We start from the raw sequence: 19,845 nt of genomic DNA on the forward strand, positions 1-19,845 counted from the left end.
CCGTACGCACCCGGTGTGACCTGGTCATCGATAGGGTTGACTGAAGGCGCAGTTCGGGTACACGGCCGAGGAATCGGTCCCGGCCCGTCCATCGGAACAGATCAGCACCGGCTGCACAGACGAGCACGAGCACACGGCCGGACCGACGAGGAAGAGACGAAGATGACGACTGGCGGTTCGCACGGTGACGGTTCCTACGGGGGCGGTCAGCACGGGGATGGTCAACCCGGTGGCGATCAGCACGGTGGCGGTCAACCCGGTGGCGGCCGGCCTGCCGGGGCCCACCACGCGGCGCCCGGGAACGAAGCGTCATCGCCGGGTGGTTCGTTCGGCCCGCCGTCCGGGTCCTTCCCCGCACCGGGCGGCCGGCCCGGTTACCCCGGCAGCAATGCGCCGACGTCGTCGTACGGCCGACCCGGCACGAGTCCGTTCCCGCCTCAGGGCCCCTACGGTCCGGGTCCCGCGTACGGACAGTCGGGGCCGGCGCCCTATGGCGCGCAGCTCGGCTCGCAGCCCGGCATGCCGGGCCAGGGCGCGGACGGCTCGTCGGCCGCGCCCACCAAGAAGAAGGGGGGCGGCGGACGCCTCGTCGCCCTGGGAGTGGGTGCCCTCGTGCTCGCGTTGGTCGCGGGCGGTGCGGGCGGTGTCGCCGGATACAACCTGGCCGATTCCGACGGCGGTTCCAGCACCAGCAGCGGCCCGCTGGGCGGCGATCCCGGCAATGGCAACACGGCCCCGGTGGCCGCGCCGGCCGGTTCCGTCCAAGAGGTCGCGGCCCGGGTCACCCCGTCGGTGGTCTCCATCGAAGTCGCCTCCGGCGGGGCGATGGGCTCCGGCTCGGGGGTGGTGCTCAGCGACGACGGCGTCATCATGACGAACAATCACGTCGTCAGTGCCGGCGGCGACGGCCCGGCATCGCGCGTCGCGGTCAACTTCGCCGACGGTTCGCGATCGCAGGCCCGTGTCCTCGGCGCCGACCCCATCTCCGACATCGCGGTCATCAAGGTCGACCGCGACGACCTGACACCGATCACCGTCGGCAACTCGAACAATCTCGCCGTCGGGCAGGACGTGATCGCGATCGGCTCGCCCCTCGGACTCGCGGGGACCGTCACGACCGGGATCATCAGCGCACTCAATCGGCCGGTGCTGACGTCGCGTGACCCCGGAACCAACACCACCTCGGTCATCGACGCCATCCAGACCGACGCCGCGATCAACCCCGGCAACTCCGGCGGCGCACTCGTGAACGCTCGCGGCGCGCTGATCGGGATCAACACCGCCATCGCCACCCTCGGTGGGGGCGAGGAGCAGGCCGGTGGCAGCATCGGACTCGGGTTCGCGATCCCGATCGACCAGGCCATCCGGGTGGCCCGGGAACTCGAATCGACCGGCAAGGCCACCCACGCCAACATCGGGGTGTCGGTACGGCCGAGTGGAGCGTCCGACGCACCGGGTGCCGTGGTCACCGCGGTGACGCCCGGCGGCCCGGCCGCAAGCGCGGGCATCCCCGACGACGCGGTCATCACCAAGGTCGACGACCGCGTCATCTCTTCCGGGGACGCGCTCGTGGCCGCGGTCCGGTCGCACGCCCCGGGCGACACGGTCAGCGTCACCTACGTGGACAACGGTGCGACCAAGACCGCCCAGGTGAAGCTGGGGACGCTCGAGGTCGGCTGAGGGGGTGATCGTCGGCGGGACCGTCCCCGCCGGCGAGGACAACTGCATCGAGGAGGCTGCGTCGACGACCGCCCAGGGCGGCGGCGCAGCGCAGCACGAAAGACCGTTTCGACGGTCCCACCCATAGAAAGGGCCTGTCATGTCCGACGCTGCTTCGCGCAAGCCGGGTAACACCGTCGTCTCCGCCGAGAACGACATCGACGAGAACTCGCTGGACGTCCGCCTCGCGGGCGGGCCGGGACCGGTCGATCCCGCGGACGTGGTCGCCGCCGATGCCGCGGCGCGTGAATTCGTCGCCCGCCACGAGCAGGCCACCCATCGTCCCCAGGGTGAGGAGATCGGCCGCGCGCTGGTCGTCGTGGTCGACGACGAAGCGGCCCACGGTGAGGATCAACGACTTCTCGGCCCGCTCGTGAGCGAGTTGCTCGCCGAGGCCGGGTTCCACGTGGACGCCGCTGTCGTGGTCTCGGGCGACGAGGTGGAGATCCGCAACGCGCTCAACACCGCGGTGATCGGCGGTGTGGACCTCGTGGTGTCGGTGGGCGGGGTGGGTGTCGGCGCGCGCGATGTGACGCCGGAGGCCACCGAACCGCTCCTGGATCGACGTCTGCGCGGCATCGAAGAGGCCGTTCGCAGCTCGGGCCTCGCCGCAGGAGCCACCGACGGCGGACTTTCGCGCGGCCTGGTCGGAATCAGCGGCCAGACACTCGTGGTGAATCTGGCCAACTCGCGCGCGGCCGTCCGTGACGGGATGGCGACCGCCGCGCCCCTCGCCAAGTACGTGATCGAGTCGATCAGCGAGTTCTGACCGGTTCGCTCTTCGGGCCGTTTCTGGGCTGCGAAATCTGTTCAGCAATGCTAAGAAAACACCTGGTTAACAGGGTGATGACCGCCTCTCGATTGGACGTCTGACCCGGTGGCACACGATCCCACAGACCCGGAGAAATCCGCGATGAGCAGCGATGATGACGCCGCGCAGCACCGGGCTGCGCGGCGTCGTCGCCTCGACTCGGTGTTCGGGGACGACCTCCCTGAACTGACTTCAGACGAGAGTGACCAACATCACACAGGGCATTCTAAGGATTGGTTCGAGGCGCAACGACCGCCTCATCACGGGTGAGCGGGGCGCGCTCGCACGCGGGCACAGCAGGGTGTTTTCCTGTCGTTAACTTTCGACTTTCGATCGCTGGCGAATCCGGTATTCACGATGGTGCGTGGCCTGTTCGTGACACGCTCGAGTCCTCCTGTTGCCCCACTTGAGACCCCTCCGATAACGTTCGGCTCGACGACACGCCGGTCCCCAGAGTCGGGGACCGGGGGTAGTCCTGCGATCTGTCGCGAGTGACAACGCAGCAGTGACCAGGAATTCGATGGATTCTTAACGACAGCTAAGACATGCGTAAGAGCTGGCTTGGTGGTAACTGTGTGGAAGCCCATCGAACGTCGTGGGTCATGACTTGCGGGTGTGAGTGCATTCCGCGGGGTAACAGCCGAATCCTGTGAGAGGGAACGAATGAGCAAGTTCAGCAAGCTTGGGCTGCGCCGCGCCGCGGGCGCGGTCGCGATCGCCTCGGCCGCGGTCGTGGGCCTGGCCGGCATGGGTGCCGGTGAAGCCGCGGCAGTGAAGCTGCCGAATGGTTACAAGAACGCGACCGGCATCGACGGCGAGTCGATCCAGACCTGGCGTACCGCCGAGAGCGCGTACCCGATCCCGACCGTCGCGAACAACCCCGCATCGCGCGGATTCGTGATCTCCGGTACCTACTCCGGCAAGGCGTCAGCGGGCGTCGGCGGCAACCTGGCCGTGAAGTACATCGTCGGCTGCCAGGTCGACGTCAGCGGCATCACGCTTGACCTCGGTGGCGTGATCAGCCTTTCCGCGGCCACGCTGTCCGGATCGCTGAGTCTGCCGCTGGCGCCCGGCCAGGTTGCTGTTGTCAGCATCACCGACAAGGACTACTCCGACTCCGGTGTCGCTGCTGTCCAGCTGTCGCAGCTCTCGTTCAATCTGAACCAGTGCGGCGGCTACGCTTCGGCCCGCTCGGCTGTCAAGACCATCGGTGCCAAGGGTTACAGCACCGATGACGGCAAGCTGAGCGGCGAGGGCACCCTCATCCAGTCCACCCTGTACGGCAAGCCCTTCACCATCGGTTGATTCGGGCGCAGATAACCAGCTCCACCTGACTTGTCTGCCCTGAGCAGATCGATATTCCACGAAGGGGAATCATGAAGAAGAACATCACGCGTCGCGTGGTTGCGGCGGCCGGTATCACCGGTGCCGTCGCGATGGGCCTCACCAGCCTGGGCGCCGGCGGCGCCACCGCCGGCCCGCTCGCGGGTGGCACCATCACCAAGACCCTGGTCGATGGCACGCCCGTCACCGTTCAGCTGTTCGACGAGTACGTGAGCATCCAGCGTCCGATCAGCAATGTCCCCACCACCCGTGAGGGCTGGCTGTCGGGCAAGGTCCGCGTGACCGTCGGTGGCAAGGCCGAGGGTGGCTCGATCAAGGTCGGCTACGACGTCGGCTGCCAGGTCCATTTTGGTGGCGGCGAAGCGAAGGTTCCCGGCGCCGAGGCCGGGGTCGAATACGCCCCGGGTAACGTGACCGCCGGTGGCGGCCTGACACCCATCGACGACGACGACAACCTTTTCGGTGGCGGCGTCTCGCTCGGCCCGGGTGAGGTCAAGCGTCAGTGGCTGATCGACGAGACCTCCGGCGACAACACGGCGTACAAGGACTACAACCTGAGTGCTTACACCTTCAAGGGCCAGAGGGGCGGTGTCGCCTACAGCCAGGAGCAGTTCAAGATCGAGAGTTGCGCTGGTTACGCGTCGGCTCGCGCCTTCATCCAGGTGACCGTCAGCACCGACGCCGTCAAGGGTGTCGTGGCGCTGAACGGCAAGCCGTTCAGCCTCGGCTGATCGACTCTTTCTCTCCACGCCGCGGGGCGGGAATCCGAACGGATTCCCGCCCCGCGGTTTTTGGTTGGCGGCTGCTGCGGTGTCGCTGTGAGTCTCCTGTAACCGGCCTTCTCGCATGGTTTTTCGACGGTCATCGGTCGTAGTGTCGGTCGCGGCGGTCCCGTCCCGCCGGCGAGGAGTGAGAAATCAAGTGTGCACTGCAACCGAATCGAGAGCGGCCGACGGTCGAGCCGTGGCGGAGTCGGCGCCACCGATGCCGGGTCGTGACACCGGGCCGGCGGCGTTGTCCGTGCCGGCCACCGTCCGTCGGTTCGCTCCGCTGCTCGCCGGTCTGCGGTGGCAACTCGCGATCGCGGTGTTGTGCCACCTCGTGCAGGTGGGCACCACGGTCGTCACCGTCGCCCTGTTCGGTCACATCGTCGACGAGGTGCTCGTGTCCGGGGACCTCGGCGCGCTCTGGACACCGATGACGATCTGGGTCGGGGTGTCGATGCTCGGCGCGGGGTCGTCGTACGCCGGCGCGATGCTCACCGGAAACGTCACCGAGACGGTCCTGCTGCGCCTTCGCGATCAGTTGTATGCGCACACCCAGCGGCTCGCACCGCATGCGCGGAGCCGATTCGGAGGTGGAGACCTGGTGTCGCGCAACACCGGTGACGTCGAGGCGGTCGACAGTCTGTTGTCGTCGGGAGTGGTCGCCGGCGTCGTCGCGGCGGTGAGCGTGCTCGTCTACGGGCTCGCGGCATTCGTGACGAACTGGCAGCTGGCGCTGATCGCGGCGATCCTCGCGCCGCTGCTGTGGCTGATCGCCCGTCGATTCGGGACCGCGGTGAAACGCGCCTCGCGTCGGGAACGGGAGGCGGCCGGGCAGATCAGTTCGCTTGTCGCCGAGGGCATCGGCTCCATGGTGGCCTTGCAGGCCGACAATCAGACAGCGCGTCACCGGCACCGGGTCGCCGACCAGAGCCGCCGGTGGCGGGATGCCCGGATGTCGGAGCTACGGGCCGACGCCGCCTTCACCGAGGCCGTGACGGTCGTGGAGGTGCTGTGCATGATCGCCGTCATCGCGTTCGGGGCGTGGCAGATCTCCCGGGGCGAGGCGCAATTGGGCACACTGATCGCCCTGACCGGCTATCTCGGCTACCTCTACCCGCAGATCCAGACGCTGGGCGGTCTGGTCGTCGAGATCACGTCCGCGACCGCGAGTGCCGAACGGGTGGCCCAGGTCCTCGATGCGCCGATGGGTGCTGCCGACGAGCACCTCCTCGATCCCGGCCCCACCGAACCGAGTGTCGCCGCCCGGGCCCCTGCCGGCTCCGTGGTCGCGGACTCCGGCCCCGCGACCTTGTCACTGACCGGCGTGTCGTTCGCGTACCCGGACAGCAGGTCTCAGGTTCTCGAGGACGCCCACCTGGAGATCCGCGCGGGTGAGACGCTGGCGATCACGGGTCCGAGCGGCGCGGGCAAGAGCACCCTGACCTATCTGCTGTTGCGCCTGTACGACCCCGATGCGGGCACGATCCGGTTGAACGGCACCGACATTCGCGACCTCGACGCGGCCGGGTTACGGGCGCACCTGTCGGTGCTGCACCAGCAACCGGCCCTGATGCGCGGCACGATCGCCGAGAACATCCGCTTCGGTCTCGAGACCGCCACAGCGGCCGACATCAGCGCGGCCGCGAAGACCGCGGGCGCAGCCGAGTTCATCTCGAGAATGAGTGGCGGCTTCGACGCCGAGGTCGTCGAGCGAGGGGAGAACCTGTCCGGCGGTCAGCGACAGCGAATCGCGCTGGCGCGCACGGTCCTGCGGAACCGGCCGGTGCTCGTCCTCGACGAACCGACCACCGGTCTCGACGACGAGAGCGTCGGCGAGATCCTCCGGCCACTCGCGGAGATCGCGTCCACCCGGACCACGCTTCTCATCAGCCATGACCCGCGCGTTCTCGAGCTCGCCGACCGGCGAGTCGAGTTGCGCGACGGTCGTTTCCTCGCTGCCGGGCCGATGGGGCCGCGGCGAGCGAGGCGGGGGCTATCCGAGGGCGCGTTCGTAGAACGACCACGAACGGTGCAGCTGGTCCTGCCAGTACAGCCATGAGTGGGTGCCGGTCGGCGGGAGATCCACGGTCGCCGGGATGTTCAGCTCACCGAGACGGTTGAGGAGCTGGACGGTGCATCCGAGGGTGGCGCCCTCGATCACGCCACCGACGACGACCTGGTCGGCGAGGGTGTCCAGATCCTTCACGTACCGGGGATTGTCGTACTGCCCGGGCAGACCACCGGCATTGCTGATGTAGAGCTTCTGGCCGCGGAGTTTGGCGGCGTTGACCACCGGATCGTGGGCGCGCCAACCGGAACCGCCGTAGGGGCCCCACATGTTGGTGGCGTCGCCGTCGCCGCGGGTCTCCACGACGAGGCGGATGTACTCCTGTCCGAACGGATCCGACGTCGTCGGGCAGCCGCTGTAGGAGCCGACGGCCTCGTAGAGATCAGGGTGCTCGATGGCGAGGTTCAGCACCGACGTCGCCGACGACGAGATCCCACCGATGGCGTTGCGGCCCGAGGTGTTGTACGTGGCGTCGACGACCGCGGGCAGCTCCTTGCCCAGGAAGGTCGACCACTTGTGCACGCCGAGAACCGGATCGGGCTTCTGCCAGTCGGTGTAGTAGCTGTACTGTCCGGCGTTCGGGATCACCACGTACAGATTCTTGTTGCGGGTGAACTCGACGATGTCGGTCTTCTCCAGCCAGTTGGCGCGGTCCTCGCCGCCGCCCGCACCGTTGAGCAGGTAGAGCACCCCGCGCGGCTTCGACTTGTCGGCCGGCTTGATCACCGTGAGCGGAACATCGCGATTCATCGCGTCGGAATGCACCACGATGTCGGTGACACGGCCGGGTGAACCGGCGTCGACCAGTCGTGGTGCCGCGCTCGCCCCACCGGTCAGCGGGGCGACGAGCGAGACGCTGAGGGCGACGACTGCCGCCAACCCGAGCCTGCGCAGACTGCTGTACACGTTTCCTCCTGATCGGGAGACGACGGACCGGTGACCCGACCCGCGCTGGCTCCTGCCTTCTGTCACGGGTTCGACCCCGTGTCCGGACCGTTCGGACTGCTGCCGTCCACCCGCTCGTCGTCCCGAGTGGCCTCACCCGGACCGCCCGGCGCCAGTCCGCACCGCCGGGCGTAGATGCCGCCCGCGGCGATCAGTTCCTGGTGGGTCCCGGCCTCGGCAATCACCCTATCGTCGAGCACGACGATCGTGTCGGCCAACGCGGCGGTCGCCATGCGGTGGGTGATCAGCAAGGTGGTGGTCCCCGCCCGCAGGCGGTGCAGGGCGCGTTGGACGAGCAGCTCGGTACGGGGGTCGGCAGCGCTCGTCGCCTCGTCGAGGATAAGGATCTTCGGCGACGACGCGATCGCCCGCGCAACGGTGACCAGCTGTTTCTCGCCTGCGCTGAGGTTCTCGGATTCTTGACCGATGATGGTGTCGATGCCGTTCGGCAGTGCGGCGACGATCTGCGCGACGTGGCTGTCATCGAGTGCGGCGTCCACCGCCCGCCCGTCGTCGATGCCGAAGGCGATGTTCTCGCGGACGGTTCCGGTGAACAGCCACGGCTCCTGGGTGACGACGGCCATGTCGGTGCGAACCTGCTGCGGTCCGAGTTCGGTGAGGTCGACGCCGTCGATGGTGATCGATCCGCGGCTCGGTGTGTAGAACGCCTGCAGGAGGTTGGTGAGGGTGGTCTTGCCCGACCCGGTGGTTCCGACCACGGCGGTGGTCGTGCCGGGCGCCATGCGGAAACTCACCGACCCGAGGACGGGGTTGTCCTCGTCGTACGCGAAAGCCACGTCGTCGAAGACGATCTCGGGTGGGAGCTGGTGCCGGCCGGATGAGGCGGGTATCGGCACGCCGGTGTCGACCCCGACGTCCTCGGGGGCCTCGAGCACCTCGCGGACCTTGCTCGCCGACACCGTTCCGGACTGGACCTTGGTGACGAAGCCGGCGAGCTCGCGGACCGCACTGGTCAGCTGTTGCGCGAACACGACCACGACCTGGGCCGCGCCGAGACTCAGATGGCCGTCGACCACCATGATCCCGCCGAGGACGGCCAGGACGAGGAACACCAGGGCATTGACCGCGGTCAGCACGGAGGGCAGTGAACCGCCGATCCACTGGGCGGAACGGACCGAGGAGAAGAGGCTGTCGTTGAGGTCGCGGAAACGACGTGCCGCAGTCGGTTCGGCGTTGTAGGCCTGCAGCATCCGGCGCGCGCTGAGCTCCTCCTCGACGTGACCGGTCAGGGCGGCGGTGGTCGTCCACCGGGACTCGAGGTGCGGCCGCGCCCGGCGGGCGAGCAGGACCGCGGCCAGCGCCGACACGGGCGCGGCGACGAGAGCGACGCCTGCCAGGACCGGGGAGATGACGAACAGCACGGCGGTGACGACGACGAGCGTCAGGGCATTCGTCGGGACGGTCACCAGCACCGGGGCGATCACGGTGGCGGCGTTGTCGGTGTGCGCCGTCAACTTGCTCACCAGCGCACCGCGTTTGGTGTTCTCGAAGTAGCGCAGCGGCAGCCGGTGGATCTTGTCCTCGATCCGGGCGCGGAGTCCGGCCACCGACCGCTGCACGGCGACGGTCAGCAGCTGGCCCTGGGCGAGGCTGCAGGCCGCGGCGGCCACGAACACCACGATCTGGACGCCGAGCAGGGTCCAGAGCAGCCTCCAGTCCATCGTCGCCTCGCCGACCGTGCCGTCGACGATGACGTTGGTGATCGCGCCGAACAGGATCGGTGCGACCACGCCTGCGACGGCCGCCAGGATGGCGAAGAGGGAGATCGCGGCACCACGACCCCGGCTCAGGTCGAGCTGCCGCACGATCCAACGCAGGGATCCGTCCGGCCCGGTCGTCTTCGGCGACGGAGTCGGTCGCCGGCCCTCGGTGGGTGCGCCCGGCCGCGTCTGCGACCGCTGGTCAAGCATTGGTCACCGCCTGTGCGTAGGCGATCTCCCGGTAGATCTCGCTGCGGTCCCGCAGCACGGAGTCGGTGCCCAGGTCGACGATTCGTCCGGCGTCGAGCACCGCGATGACGTCGGCTCGCTGCACCGATGACACCCGCTGCGCGGCGAGCAGGACCGTCGCGTCCGGATCGGCCCGCCGCAGGCGGTCGATGATCGCGGCCTCGGTGTCGACGTCGAGGGCGCTGAAGGGGTCGTCGAGCACGTACAGCGACGGCCGGCGGAGCACCGCGCGGGCCAGCGCCAGCCGTTGACGCTGACCGCCGGAGAAGTTGCGTCCCTCCTGCGACACCGCGGCCTCGAGAGCGCCGGGACGCGTCGAGACGAAGTCGGTGGCCGCGGCGACCTCGAGGGCGGACCACAGTTCGTCGTCGGTCGCGTCGGGGCGGGCGATCCGCAGGTTGTCGGCGATCGTCCCGGTGATGAGTTCCGCGCCCTGACCGACGAACGCACTTCGTGCCCGAACCCACGCGGGTGCGAGGCCGGTCACGTCGTGCGCGTCCCAGCGGAGGAGCCCCGAGGTCGGGTCGGCGAACCGCAGGGGCAGGGACAGCAGAGTCGATTTGCCGCTCCCGGTGCCGCCGAGGATGCCGGTGACCGTGCCGGGCGCGCAGAACAGCGAGACCTCGTCGACGGTGGGGGCCTCGGCCCCTGGGAAGGAGACGGACACCGCGTCGAAGACGATCGCGGGTGGCGTCGACGATCCATCCGCCTGGGGAGCGCCCGGGTCGAGGGGCTCGGTGTCGAGTACCTCGGTGATGCGTCCCGCGCTGGTGACGGCGCGCGGGATGATCCCGGCGATCATGGTCAGCAACGACACCGCCAGCAGGATCTGCGCGAGGTATCCCACCGTGGCGGTGATCTGGCCGATCTGCATCTCCCCGCGGTCGACGAAGACCGCACCCAACGCGGTCACCGTGACCACGGCGAGGTTCGAGACGACGGTGACCATCGGGAGCATCAGGACCTGCAGACGACCCAGACGCAGGGCCACATGGGTGAGTTCGTCGTTCTCCGCCGCGAACCGAGTGCGCTCGCGGTCCTCGCGACGGAAGGTCCGGATGATCGCGATCCCGCGCAACTGCTCGCGCAGCACCCTGTTGACGACGTCGAGGCGACGCTGCAGCTGGGAGGCCCACGGCACCAGACGTCGTACGAGCACGGCGACCAGGATCACGAGCACCGTCCCCGCGACGACCAGCACCGGTGCCATCCGCCAGCCCTGAACCAGCGAGAGCACCAGTGCGCCGAACAGCATCAACGGTGCGGTCACCACGACGGTCAGGGCGACGAAGAGGAATCCCTGGACCTGGCCGACATCACCGGTGGTACGCGTCAGCAGGCTCGACAGGCCGATGGAGTGGACCTGCGGATCGCTGAACGCACTGATCCGGCTGTGCAGGCGGAGGCGGAGGTCGCGCGCGGCGGTCGCCGAAATGTGTGACGCGAGAAAAGTGGCTCCGATCGACACCACCAGGTTGATCACGGCGACGACGACCATCAGCACACCGACTCGTTTGATCGTGGCCACGTCGCCGCGCAGGATGCCGTCGTCGATGATCGCGGCGTTCAGTGCCGGCTGGGCGAGTGTGGTGAACACCGACGCCAGCTGGAAGACGAGGAAGCCGGCACAGGCCCAGCGGGTGGCCCGGAGCGCGTCGAACAGGAGCGCGAGCAGCGCGCGGACCTCATCCTTGCTCAGCGAGCGGGTGACGGGCATCAGGTGAGGCTACTCCGGGTCGTGGTGACGCTGGCGAACCGCGCGGAACGGAAATTCTGCCCCGACATCGGGCTCGGTGGATGCGCGGTCGTGAGTGTTCCGAAGTCTACATGCGCGCGTTTTGCGCCGGACCGCACCGGATATCCCGGCCGACGATTCATCCGCTCTATCGCAAAATGGGCGCGAAGAATGCTTCGATATAGCGGAAAAACGTCGGGTTTGGAGCCAAAAACCGCCCCGGACCGTAGCCCGGGGCGGTTGGTCTCGGATCGAGATCTACGCGGGAGCGTCTTCCGAACCCGATTCGATCGAACCCGTGACCAGTTCGACGATTGCGTCGGTGATTGCGCCCTGAATGATGTCGGCCATGTGATCTCCTTCGTCGATGTGGACTTCCGCCGTGGGCGTCGAACGCGAGCGAACGACGATCACGACGCAGACAATACGATATTCGACAATGCGCTCCTCAACAGTCCGTGGACTCAGGATGAACCGTTCCACAACACTCGGACGCGCTGACCCGGCAATTCTTTTCGGACGGTGTGGCGCAAAGCAAACCGCCCACGGCGTGGGCCGGGGGCGGTTTGGGGACTCGGTGGATCAGTTCTCGGACTGAGCCTCGTCCGACTGGCTGTCGAGCTGGCGGAAAATCTCGCTCAGGTTGATTTCGATTCCGGTGGCCATGTGCATCTCCTTCTTGGTGAAGCGATTCGGGTTGCGCGGCAGCGTGCTTTGGCCGCTGAAGTCACCTGCTGTTGCAGTCGGTCCCGCGAGCTCGGACCGATGAACAAGATGGCTGACTAGGAGGGATCCTCAGGAACCTCGGGGACCTCGGGATCGGCAGATCCGCTCAGCAACGATGCGATGGCCTGCGCGATGCTTCCTTCGACAATTTCACCCATGTGGTCTTCTCCTTGCTTGGTGTTTCGTTCTAAGTCTCTTCCGCGCGCCGTTTACCGCCGAACGGGTTACGTCGAAGCCGTGAACTATTGAGCCCTCGTAGAAAGCTTGGACGGACGCAGGCGTTCTTCGGCTTGGGACTGGGCTCCCCTGGATGACGAACTAGTCGCCGGTGGTGGGGGGAGGCAGCGGCTCGTCCGAGCCGCCGTCGGAAGCGGTGACCAGTTCCTCGATGTAGAGGCGGATCCAGGAAATATTGATCGCTTCAGCCATGCGAATCTCCTATTAAGTGTCGACGATCTTGTTGTGTAGCCCGGTCGTTCCATCGATAAGACGGCAACGCGGCTGACCATACCGCACGTTTCCAGGGCTGTCCTGACCAGAGAAGGTTGAATTCTCGGTGAACTCATTCGGCTCGGACGCACGGAACGGTCCTGTCGAACACCGACCGATGGTTGGCCGTCGGCCATGTGAATGTGCTGGTATGAACCGATGACGCAACGCGTGGAGGTAGGCGGCACGACGTCCCGGCAGTTGGTCGAATCGGATCGGGAGACCGCACTCGACCTGCTCGAACACGGACTGCGTGAGGTCCCGGTCTACCGCTGGCTGATCGGCGCGGACGCGCCTGTGGAGGCATACCGCTGGTACGGGGAGATCCTGTTCATCGAGTATCTGCACGGCCTGCACGGTGTGTTCGACGAGCGGGGTGAGATGATCGCGCTGATCGCGGTGTCGGCCCCCACCGACGAAGCCGGGCGGATCGACGAGGACCTCAAGACACGCACCAAGCATCAGGTACAGGCCATCGACGGCTTCATCCACCGCTTCACCGAGTTGCAGCGGAAGTCGGAGGAGGCGCAGGTTGCGGAGAACCCGATCCGGGTGATCTTCGCGCTCGTCCGGCCGGATCATCGCCGAGGTGGCACTCTCGCCGGGCTGGTCGACCCGGTCATCGAACGCGGACGACGCGAAGGGCTGCCGGTCACGTGCAGCACGAGCGACGAACAACTCTCGGCGTTGTACGCCCGCAGATGGAATGCGCTGGTACGCACGGAGTTCACGTTGACCGACGGTCCCACCGTGTGGGTCCAGCGCGTCGATCCGCCGGTGTGACGAGTTGTTCCGGCGGTGGGAGCGAAGCGAGCCACGAAGGGTGGTGGGTCACCAGCCCTTCGTGGCTCGTCGCTATCGCTCCTCGCACCTCAGGGAGCAGAGGGGGTCGCTTCTTTCGGATTAGGGAGCGGAGGGGTGTCAGCTACCGAAGAACCACGGGAACGTCTTGGGGCGGGCCTGCGGACGCGCCTGGTTGCGCTGCTGCGGACGCGCCTGGCGGCGGTTCTGGGGCTGCGGCTGACGGTTCTGCGCGGGCTTGTTGGGCATTCGATCATCCTGTTCTCGTTCGGTCGCACCGGTTTGGGGCCCGGTGCGGTCGCACGTTCCGGCGACGAATCCCAAAGTAGGGAGCCAACCTTCGGGTTCGGATGGTTCCGCCTGTCAGCTTCCTGGGAGACCGCGGTCCGCGTCAGCGCGAGTGACGGCCCGGCGCGTCCGGGCCCTCGCCCGGGAAGTCGCCCGGGTACTGCTCACCGGGATAACCGGATCCGGGGCCGGGCGGCGGGTAGTTGCCGGCACCCGGGTAGTTGCCGGGCGGCGGGTAGCTGCCCGGAGCGGGTTGCGGCGTCGGATACGGCTGTCCGGTAGGGCCTCCCGGCGGCGGTCCCTGCGGCGGGCGGTTCTGCGGAGGAGCCGACTGGGGCGGAACGGACTGGGGCTGGCCCGATTGCGGGGGAACCGGGTGTGAGGGCGGACCCTGAGGAGACGGGGGAGTCGAGATGCGTTGCGTCGTACCGGCTCCGGCGGGCGCCTCATAGGGGGCAAAGGAACCCGACGGCGGACCGTAGGAGTCGCCGGCAGGCCCGGCCGGATCGGACAGATGCGGCGGCAGGTCGCTCTCGGCTTCCGCCTTGGCTTTCGAGGTGCCCTCGGGGTCGAGCAGATCGCGGATCTCGGACAGCAGCGCGATCTCTGTGACCTCCGCCTTCTTCCCGAAACCGCCCAGTTCGGCCAGCTTGTTGTACGGCAGGATGATGATGAAGTACACCACTGCGGCGATGATCAGGAAGTTGATCACGGCAGTGATGACGCTGCCGAGGTCGACGAATGTCGATGGGTTGTCGGTGATCTGGAAGCCGAGTCCCTGCGCGGCGTCGGAGCCGACGGGGATCGAGTTGATGATCGGCTGGACGATGCCGTCGGTGAAGGCGGTGACGATCGCGGTGAACGCCGCGCCGATGATGACCGCTGTTGCCAGCTCGACGACATTGCCCTTGAGTATGAAGTCCCTGAATCCCTTGAGCACGGTGTGCGGCCTCTTTTCGGTGATGTCCTGCTCTTGTCCGGCGATTCTGCGCACGATCGGAGCAAATCCGACACGCGCTGTGCGAGCTCGTACTACCCTATCCACGATCGTGAAGGAACCGATCCATTTGAGTTGATTCGCGCCGCTGTGTCGTTGCGGGCGAGGTCGGTATCCGCGGTCAGTGCAGGACCACGGCGAGCGACGTGTCGAGCCCCGCGGCGGCCACCCGGTGAGCAGCCGCGGCGTCCATGGCGAGCAGCACCGGGGCGGCCGCCGCCCGGCTGGGAGCGAGGCCGCCGGACTGCGGCTCGGCGGCGTGGAGGGCCACGACAGCCCGGCGTGCCAACACCTCCGCGTCCTCGGTCAGCACGTCCACCACGTCACCCGGGCGGAGGAGTGAGGTCACCGCGTCGTCCGACAACCGGATCGGCACGAGGCGGGCGTCGTCGACCCCGGTCAGGTCGGCGGGCAGATGCGAGGACAGCAACCGCGCGTCGGTGAGGATCTCGCCTCCGCGGACGCGTCCGGTGACCGTCCGTCCGATGGCCGGTGCCGCCTCGGTCAGGACGCCGTCGGGAACCGTCCTGCCGGCGACCAGGTGGGATCGTAGGTCGCCTGACTCGACGATCTGACCCGGCAGCAGGTCATGCGCGGCGACCAGGACCTCGACATCGCCGTCGGCGCGCGTTCCGGCGACCCCGATGACCACCGCGGCGACGACCAGGCACGCGGCGGCGACGCGGCGGACCAGGAGGTTGCGTGTCCACCCCGGGCGCAGTGCGGAACTCAACCGGTCGCGAAGTCGAGGCCCGAGGGAGGCGCTGGACCGGTGCTTCGACGGGGCAGACATGAGGCAGAGGCTAGGTTCGTCGACCGGGATGGGCGGCGCTCCGGGCGCGCCTGTGGACAACTCGAAACCTGCCCTCGTTCCTGTGGACCTCGTCCTCGCGGGCGGGTCGGAATGGCCCGCGGCGTGGCAGTGGGGGAGAATCGGTGATCGGTGTGCCGGGAAGTCTGGTCGGCCGCTGCCCGGCGCGGGTGGCGTGACGATGATCCGTCCGTCCGACCAGAGGAGATCGATGACCGACCAGACACCAGACGAGCTCGCAGGCGACGCCGGCCGGGCGAACCGATTGCGGCGCTGGGCCGCGCTCGACACGACCAGCGGGGCACTGCTTCTCGTGGCCGCCGCCATCGCCGTGCTGTGGGCCAACTCGCCGTGGCGCGAGGCCTACGATTCCCTGCTCGACGTCGAAGTCGGGCCCGAGGCGCTCCACCTGCACCTGTCGCTGGCGCACTGGGCGTCTGACGGGCTGCTGGCGATCTTCTTCTTCGTCGTGGGGGTCGAACTCAAACACGAATTCGTGGCCGGGAGCCTGCGAGACCTGAGACTCGCGGGCGTGCCGATCGCCGCTGCGGTGGGCGGGATGGTCACCCCCGCGCTCTGCTACGTCGCGGTGGTCGCCCTCGGCGACCCCGAAGGGTTACGGGGCTGGGCCATCCCGACTGCCACCGACATCGCATTCGCCCTGGCGGTGCTCGCGATCTTCGGACGCGGACTGCCGCTCGCGCTGCGGACGTTCCTGCTGACGCTCGCCGTCGTCGACGACCTCCTGGGCATCATCGTCATCGCGACCTTCTACACCGAGGAGATCGACTTCGTCATGCTGGCGGCCGCGCTGGTCACGGTGGCCCTCTTCGCCGTGCTGGTGCGGCAGGCGTGGCGGTGGTGGCCGGTGCTCATCCCGGTCGCCGTCACCGCATGGGCGTTGATGCACGCCTCGGGGGTGCACGCGACAGTTGCCGGTGTCCTGCTCGGATTCGTCGTGCCCGCCGTTGCCATCCGCGGCGAGGCGCAGCGGCGCACCGAACGACTCGACGACGCGGTTCGCCCGTACTCCGCCGCGCTCGCCCTGCCGGTGTTCGCCTTCGCCGCCGCGGGGGTGACCGTCGTCGGCGGGGCCGGGTCGATCGTGCAGCCGGTGTCGATCGGCATCGTCGTCGGACTCGTCGTCGGCAAACTCGTGGGCGTCCTCGGCTCGACGTGGCTGATGACGACGTTCACTCCGCTGCGATTGCCCGACTCGATCGGACTTCGCGACCTCCTGCCGGTGGGCCTGCTGACCGGCGTCGGATTCACTGTTGCGTTGCTCATCGCTGAACTGAGCTTCGAGGCCGGCTCCGACGATCACGCCGCCGCGGCGAAGGCGGCGATCCTCGTCGGATCAGTGGTCTCGGCGATCCTCGCCGCGATCCTGCTGCGGTGGGACGCCCGGCAGGCGCGCGACCCGGACATGAACCGCGACGACATCCCCGACATCGACAAGGACGTCATCGGGGGATAGGTCCCTACTTCGACAGTGTCGCGGCTTCCCGGGTGTCGTCGGCCCGACCGTAGGACTCCCAGAACGTCGCTCCCACGATGCCCAGGGCGACCGGATCGAAGATCGGGTCCTTGCCTTCCTTCTTCTGCTTCTCGTAGTCGCGCAGCGCCTTGAACGCCGGCTGCTGCAGGATCAGGATGCCGATGATGTTCAGCCACGCCATCAGGCCGACGCCGATGTCGCCCAGCGTCCACGCCTCGCTTGCGGTGGAGACGCAGCCGATGGCCACCGACACCAGGATCAGGGCCTGGAGCAGCATGGTCAGGTTGGCGCCGAGCGTGCTGCGGAGCGGACCGATGTAGATCGTGGACGCCTTGCCCATCAGGAACCGCAGGTTGGTCTCGGCCATGTAGTAGTACGCGATGATCGTCGTGAGGCAGAAGAACGCGAGTGATACCGCGACGAAGGTCGATCCGGCGCCGCTCCACATGCTGTCGAAACCGATCTGGACGAAGGTGGGGCCCACATCGGTGCCGCCGGGGAGCAGGCCGCCGTCGGCGATCACCGCGCCGTCGGCGCTCTCACCTTCGAACACCCGGTAGGCGCCGGTCGAGATGATGAGGAAGCCGGTGGCCGAGCAGACGAACAGCGTGTCGATGTACACGGCGAACGCCTGCACGAAGCCCTGCTTCGCCGGGTGCGATACCTCGGCGGCCGCCGCGGCGTGCGGTCCAGTGCCCTGGCCGGCCTCATTGGAGTAGATGCCGCGCTTGACGCCCCACATCACGGCGGCGCCGACGACCGAACCGAAGACGGAATCGATCCCGAAGGCGCTCGCGAAGATCAGGCGCAGAACCTCGGGGATCTGCGACGCGTTGGTGATGACGACGACGAGCGCGAACAGGATGTACAAGACGGCCATGAACGGGACGACGATCGTCGCGAAGGTCGCGATGCGCTTGACCCCGCCGATGATGACGAACGCGAGCACGATGACCACACCGACCGCGACCGCCCAGTCCGCGATTCCCCACGCCTGGTTCATCGCGAGCGCCATCGAGTTGGACTGCACGCTCGGCAGCAGCAGTCCGCAGGCGAGAACGGTCACGGCGGCGAACACGAGACCGTAGACCTTGAAGAACGGTGCCGCCTTGGTGTGGGCGAGTGCCTTGCTGAAGTAGTAGGCCGGCCCGCCGCGGTATTCGTTGGTCAGCGGATCTCGGGTTTTGTAGATCTGCCCGAGCGTGCACTCGACGAACGACGTGGATGCCCCGAGGAAGGCCATCGCCCACATCCAGAACAGTGCGCCCGGTCCGCCGAAGGCGATCGCCGTCGCCACACCGGCGATGTTGCCGGTACCCACACGGCCGGCCAGCGAGATCATCAGCGCTTGGAAGGACGAGACACCGTCGGGGGAGCTCTCGCCATGACGCATGACCCGGATCATCTCGGGCACGTGCCGGATCTGCAGGAATCGCGACCGGATGGAGAAATACACCCCCACGCCGAGACACAGGTACACCAGCGGATTGCTCCAGATGATGCTGTTGAGGTCGTTCAGAAAATCGGTCATGGAGGGCTCCAGCGATGGTGGGTGTTGCCCTGCGGGCAGCACGTCGCGGACATTGCGCGGTGAACGGATTACTTCGGCTTGGCAAACACTTTGCACGACGCCACGCGGTGGTGCGCGACAAGCCGGGAATCGAACGACGGAAGATCAGCTCGGAGCCTTGCTTAGCACTCGGAATGACTGAGTGCCAAAGTCGGTTACACTGGTCAGCGTTTACTGACTTTTCGGAGGTTTCGGTGCCCACCTACTCGTATGCCTGCACGGAGTGCGACAACAAGTTCGACATCGTCCAGTCCTTCTCCGACGACTCGTTGACCGAGTGCCCGCAGTGCGCGGGTCGTCTGCGCAAGCTGTTCAACTCGGTCGGCATCGTGTTCAAGGGCAGCGGTTTCTACCGCACGGACTCGCGTCCGGGATCATCGTCGGACACCTCGACGTCGTCGTCCTCGTCAGAGAGCTCGTCGTCCTCGAGTTCCACGTCGTCGGACAGCTCGTCGAGCAGTTCGAAGTCGGACTCGTCCAGCTCGTCGTCGACGAAGAGCGAGACCAAGGCCGCGACGCCGGCCTGACCGGCGCCACGACGACATCATCGACGCAACCCGGGCGGCTGTCACGACGACACCGCCCGGGTTTCGCTGTCCCGCCGATCAGGCGAGCCTGCCGAACCCGTCCTCGGGTGTGAGTGTCCAGCCGACCGGGACGTCGTGGTCGCCGGACGGCAGTGAGTCGACGACCTCGTCGTCGTAGACCACACCGACGAGGTCGGCCGACAGCCCGTGCAGGGTGCGGTCGTAGTACCCCGCGCCCCGCCCCAGCCGCACCCCGCTCTTGTCGATGGCCAGTGCGGGCACCAGGATCACCGATGCCGCGCGGATCGCGGTCACCCCGACCCGGTCGGTCGTCGGCTCGAGAAGGCCCCAGCGGCCCGGCGCCAACGAGTCCGGCCCTGTGTAGGGAGCCCAGTCCAACGGTGCGGGACCGCCGTCGGGGACCACCGGGACGAGCACCGAGACGCCTCGGTCGACCAGTGCGTCGAGCATCGAATTCGAGCCGGGTTCGTTGCCCACCGGCACGTGGGCGGCAACCGTGACGTCGTACTCCAGACGGAACGGGCAGGCGTACATCCACTCGGCGAGGGCGGCGGCGGAACGGTCCCGTTCTGCCTCGGAGCGCCGGGAGCGTCGCTCTTCGATCTCTTGTCGCAGTTGCTGTTTCAGCGTTGGCAAGACCCGACCGTCCTTCGCGTCGTCTCGACACCGGTGGCGTGTGCGTCCCGGCGGTGACAGCCGGGACGCCCGCACTGTATCCGACCGTCGGAATGCGTGTGGTGAGGTCCCCGTGACCGCCG

General features: G+C 67.7%; 16 protein-coding genes. 8 read left to right on the forward strand and 8 right to left on the reverse strand.

Annotated elements, in window-relative coordinates; genetic code table 11:
• Positions 1–162: 162 nt before the first annotated feature.
• The 5 genes from ABIC25_RS02930 to ABIC25_RS02950 all read left to right on the forward strand — a co-directional run bounded on the left by ABIC25_RS02930 (position 163) and on the right by ABIC25_RS02950 (position 6,700).
• Entirely contained in the window at positions 163–1,680 is a 1,518-nt protein-coding gene (locus ABIC25_RS02930; RefSeq protein WP_239403747.1) for a trypsin-like peptidase domain-containing protein, read from the forward strand.
• Between the two features lie 139 nt (positions 1,681–1,819).
• Complete coding sequence (locus ABIC25_RS02935; protein ID WP_004020045.1) at positions 1,820–2,488, forward strand: MogA/MoaB family molybdenum cofactor biosynthesis protein; 669 nt, start codon at positions 1,820–1,822, stop codon at positions 2,486–2,488.
• Between the two features lie 705 nt (positions 2,489–3,193).
• Entirely contained in the window at positions 3,194–3,835 is a 642-nt protein-coding gene (locus tag ABIC25_RS02940; protein WP_248644946.1) for an MspA family porin, read from the forward strand.
• 71 nt (positions 3,836–3,906) lie between these two features.
• The gene (locus ABIC25_RS02945; protein WP_248644947.1) at positions 3,907–4,605 is read left to right on the forward strand and encodes an MspA family porin; all 699 of its coding nucleotides are present in this window, start codon (positions 3,907–3,909) and stop codon (positions 4,603–4,605) included.
• Between the two features lie 190 nt (positions 4,606–4,795).
• Positions 4,796–6,700, forward strand: a complete 1,905-nt coding sequence (locus ABIC25_RS02950) for an ABC transporter ATP-binding protein (protein WP_420871526.1) — start codon at positions 4,796–4,798, stop codon at positions 6,698–6,700.
• On the opposite strand, the gene ABIC25_RS02955 is transcribed toward ABIC25_RS02950, so the two are convergent.
• The 3 genes from ABIC25_RS02955 to ABIC25_RS02965 form a co-directional block, all read right to left on the reverse strand.
• Positions 6,635–7,615, reverse strand: a complete 981-nt coding sequence (locus tag ABIC25_RS02955) for an alpha/beta hydrolase (protein ID WP_354559871.1) — start codon at positions 7,613–7,615, stop codon at positions 6,635–6,637. The genes ABIC25_RS02950 and ABIC25_RS02955 overlap by 66 nt on opposite strands.
• 62 nt (positions 7,616–7,677) lie before the next feature.
• Positions 7,678–9,585 (reverse strand): ABC transporter ATP-binding protein, encoded by a 1,908-nt coding sequence (locus ABIC25_RS02960; protein ID WP_354559873.1) that lies wholly within the window; start codon positions 9,583–9,585, stop codon positions 7,678–7,680.
• Positions 9,578–11,341 (reverse strand): ABC transporter ATP-binding protein, encoded by a 1,764-nt coding sequence (locus tag ABIC25_RS02965; RefSeq protein ID WP_248644950.1) that lies wholly within the window; start codon positions 11,339–11,341, stop codon positions 9,578–9,580. The genes ABIC25_RS02960 and ABIC25_RS02965 overlap by 8 nt, the downstream gene beginning before the upstream one ends.
• Before the next feature lie 1,392 nt (positions 11,342–12,733).
• Here ABIC25_RS02965 and ABIC25_RS02970 point away from each other — a divergent pair.
• A complete protein-coding gene (locus ABIC25_RS02970; protein ID WP_248644951.1) occupies positions 12,734–13,357 on the forward strand; it encodes a hypothetical protein in 624 nt (207 codons plus the stop codon).
• Positions 13,358–13,495: 138 nt separating this feature from the next.
• Here the strand turns inward: ABIC25_RS02970 and ABIC25_RS02975 are convergent, their stop codons facing one another.
• From ABIC25_RS02975 to ABIC25_RS02985, 3 genes are all read right to left on the reverse strand, one after another.
• Positions 13,496–13,624: a hypothetical protein gene (locus ABIC25_RS02975; RefSeq protein ID WP_255220176.1), complete on the reverse strand. Its 129-nt coding sequence runs from the start codon at positions 13,622–13,624 to the stop codon at positions 13,496–13,498.
• Positions 13,625–13,766: 142 nt separating this feature from the next.
• The gene (gene mscL / locus ABIC25_RS02980) at positions 13,767–14,603 is read right to left on the reverse strand and encodes a large conductance mechanosensitive channel protein MscL (protein ID WP_239403752.1); all 837 of its coding nucleotides are present in this window, start codon (positions 14,601–14,603) and stop codon (positions 13,767–13,769) included.
• A 178-nt stretch (positions 14,604–14,781) separates the two neighbouring features.
• The gene (locus ABIC25_RS02985) at positions 14,782–15,453 is read right to left on the reverse strand and encodes an SAF domain-containing protein (protein ID WP_248644952.1); all 672 of its coding nucleotides are present in this window, start codon (positions 15,451–15,453) and stop codon (positions 14,782–14,784) included.
• A 229-nt stretch (positions 15,454–15,682) separates the two neighbouring features.
• Between ABIC25_RS02985 and nhaA the strand changes: the two genes are divergently transcribed.
• Positions 15,683–16,948 carry a Na+/H+ antiporter NhaA gene (gene nhaA / locus ABIC25_RS02990; RefSeq protein ID WP_354559875.1) on the forward strand — a complete coding sequence of 422 codons (1,266 nt, stop codon included), beginning with the start codon at positions 15,683–15,685 and terminating at the stop codon, positions 16,946–16,948.
• A gap of 4 nt (positions 16,949–16,952) precedes the next feature.
• Here the strand turns inward: nhaA and ABIC25_RS02995 are convergent, their stop codons facing one another.
• A complete protein-coding gene (locus ABIC25_RS02995; RefSeq protein WP_248644954.1) occupies positions 16,953–18,500 on the reverse strand; it encodes an alanine/glycine:cation symporter family protein in 1,548 nt (515 codons plus the stop codon).
• 233 nt (positions 18,501–18,733) lie between these two features.
• Between ABIC25_RS02995 and ABIC25_RS03000 the strand changes: the two genes are divergently transcribed.
• The gene (locus tag ABIC25_RS03000; RefSeq protein ID WP_174316843.1) at positions 18,734–19,066 is read left to right on the forward strand and encodes an FmdB family zinc ribbon protein; all 333 of its coding nucleotides are present in this window, start codon (positions 18,734–18,736) and stop codon (positions 19,064–19,066) included.
• Positions 19,067–19,144: 78 nt separating this feature from the next.
• On the opposite strand, the gene ABIC25_RS03005 is transcribed toward ABIC25_RS03000, so the two are convergent.
• Positions 19,145–19,723, reverse strand: a complete 579-nt coding sequence (locus tag ABIC25_RS03005; protein WP_004020031.1) for a 5-formyltetrahydrofolate cyclo-ligase — start codon at positions 19,721–19,723, stop codon at positions 19,145–19,147.
• Positions 19,724–19,845: the final 122 nt, after the last annotated feature.

This window comes from Gordonia sp. PvP123 (assembly GCF_040547295.1).
Taxonomy (GTDB): Bacteria; Actinomycetota; Actinomycetes; order Mycobacteriales; family Mycobacteriaceae; genus Gordonia; species Gordonia terrae.

What these genes read in the sequence shown, in the direction of transcription:
- ABIC25_RS02930 (WP_239403747.1), top strand. Translation starts at nt 163, where the DNA reads ATGACGACTGGCGGTTCGCACGGTGACGGTTCCTACGGGGGCGGTCAG.
- ABIC25_RS02935 (WP_004020045.1), top strand. Translation starts at nt 1,820, where the DNA reads ATGTCCGACGCTGCTTCGCGCAAGCCGGGTAACACCGTCGTCTCCGCC.
- ABIC25_RS02940 (WP_248644946.1), top strand. Translation starts at nt 3,194, where the DNA reads ATGAGCAAGTTCAGCAAGCTTGGGCTGCGCCGCGCCGCGGGCGCGGTC.
- ABIC25_RS02945 (WP_248644947.1), top strand. Translation starts at nt 3,907, where the DNA reads ATGAAGAAGAACATCACGCGTCGCGTGGTTGCGGCGGCCGGTATCACC.
- ABIC25_RS02960 (WP_354559873.1), bottom strand. Translation starts at nt 9,585, where the DNA reads ATGCTTGACCAGCGGTCGCAGACGCGGCCGGGCGCACCCACCGAGGGC.
- ABIC25_RS02965 (WP_248644950.1), bottom strand. Translation starts at nt 11,341, where the DNA reads ATGCCCGTCACCCGCTCGCTGAGCAAGGATGAGGTCCGCGCGCTGCTC.
- ABIC25_RS02970 (WP_248644951.1), top strand. Translation starts at nt 12,734, where the DNA reads ATGACGCAACGCGTGGAGGTAGGCGGCACGACGTCCCGGCAGTTGGTC.
- ABIC25_RS02975 (WP_255220176.1), bottom strand. Translation starts at nt 13,624, where the DNA reads ATGCCCAACAAGCCCGCGCAGAACCGTCAGCCGCAGCCCCAGAACCGC.
- ABIC25_RS02985 (WP_248644952.1), bottom strand. Translation starts at nt 15,453, where the DNA reads ATGTCTGCCCCGTCGAAGCACCGGTCCAGCGCCTCCCTCGGGCCTCGA.
- nhaA (WP_354559875.1), top strand. Translation starts at nt 15,683, where the DNA reads ATGACCGACCAGACACCAGACGAGCTCGCAGGCGACGCCGGCCGGGCG.
- ABIC25_RS02995 (WP_248644954.1), bottom strand. Translation starts at nt 18,500, where the DNA reads ATGACCGATTTTCTGAACGACCTCAACAGCATCATCTGGAGCAATCCG.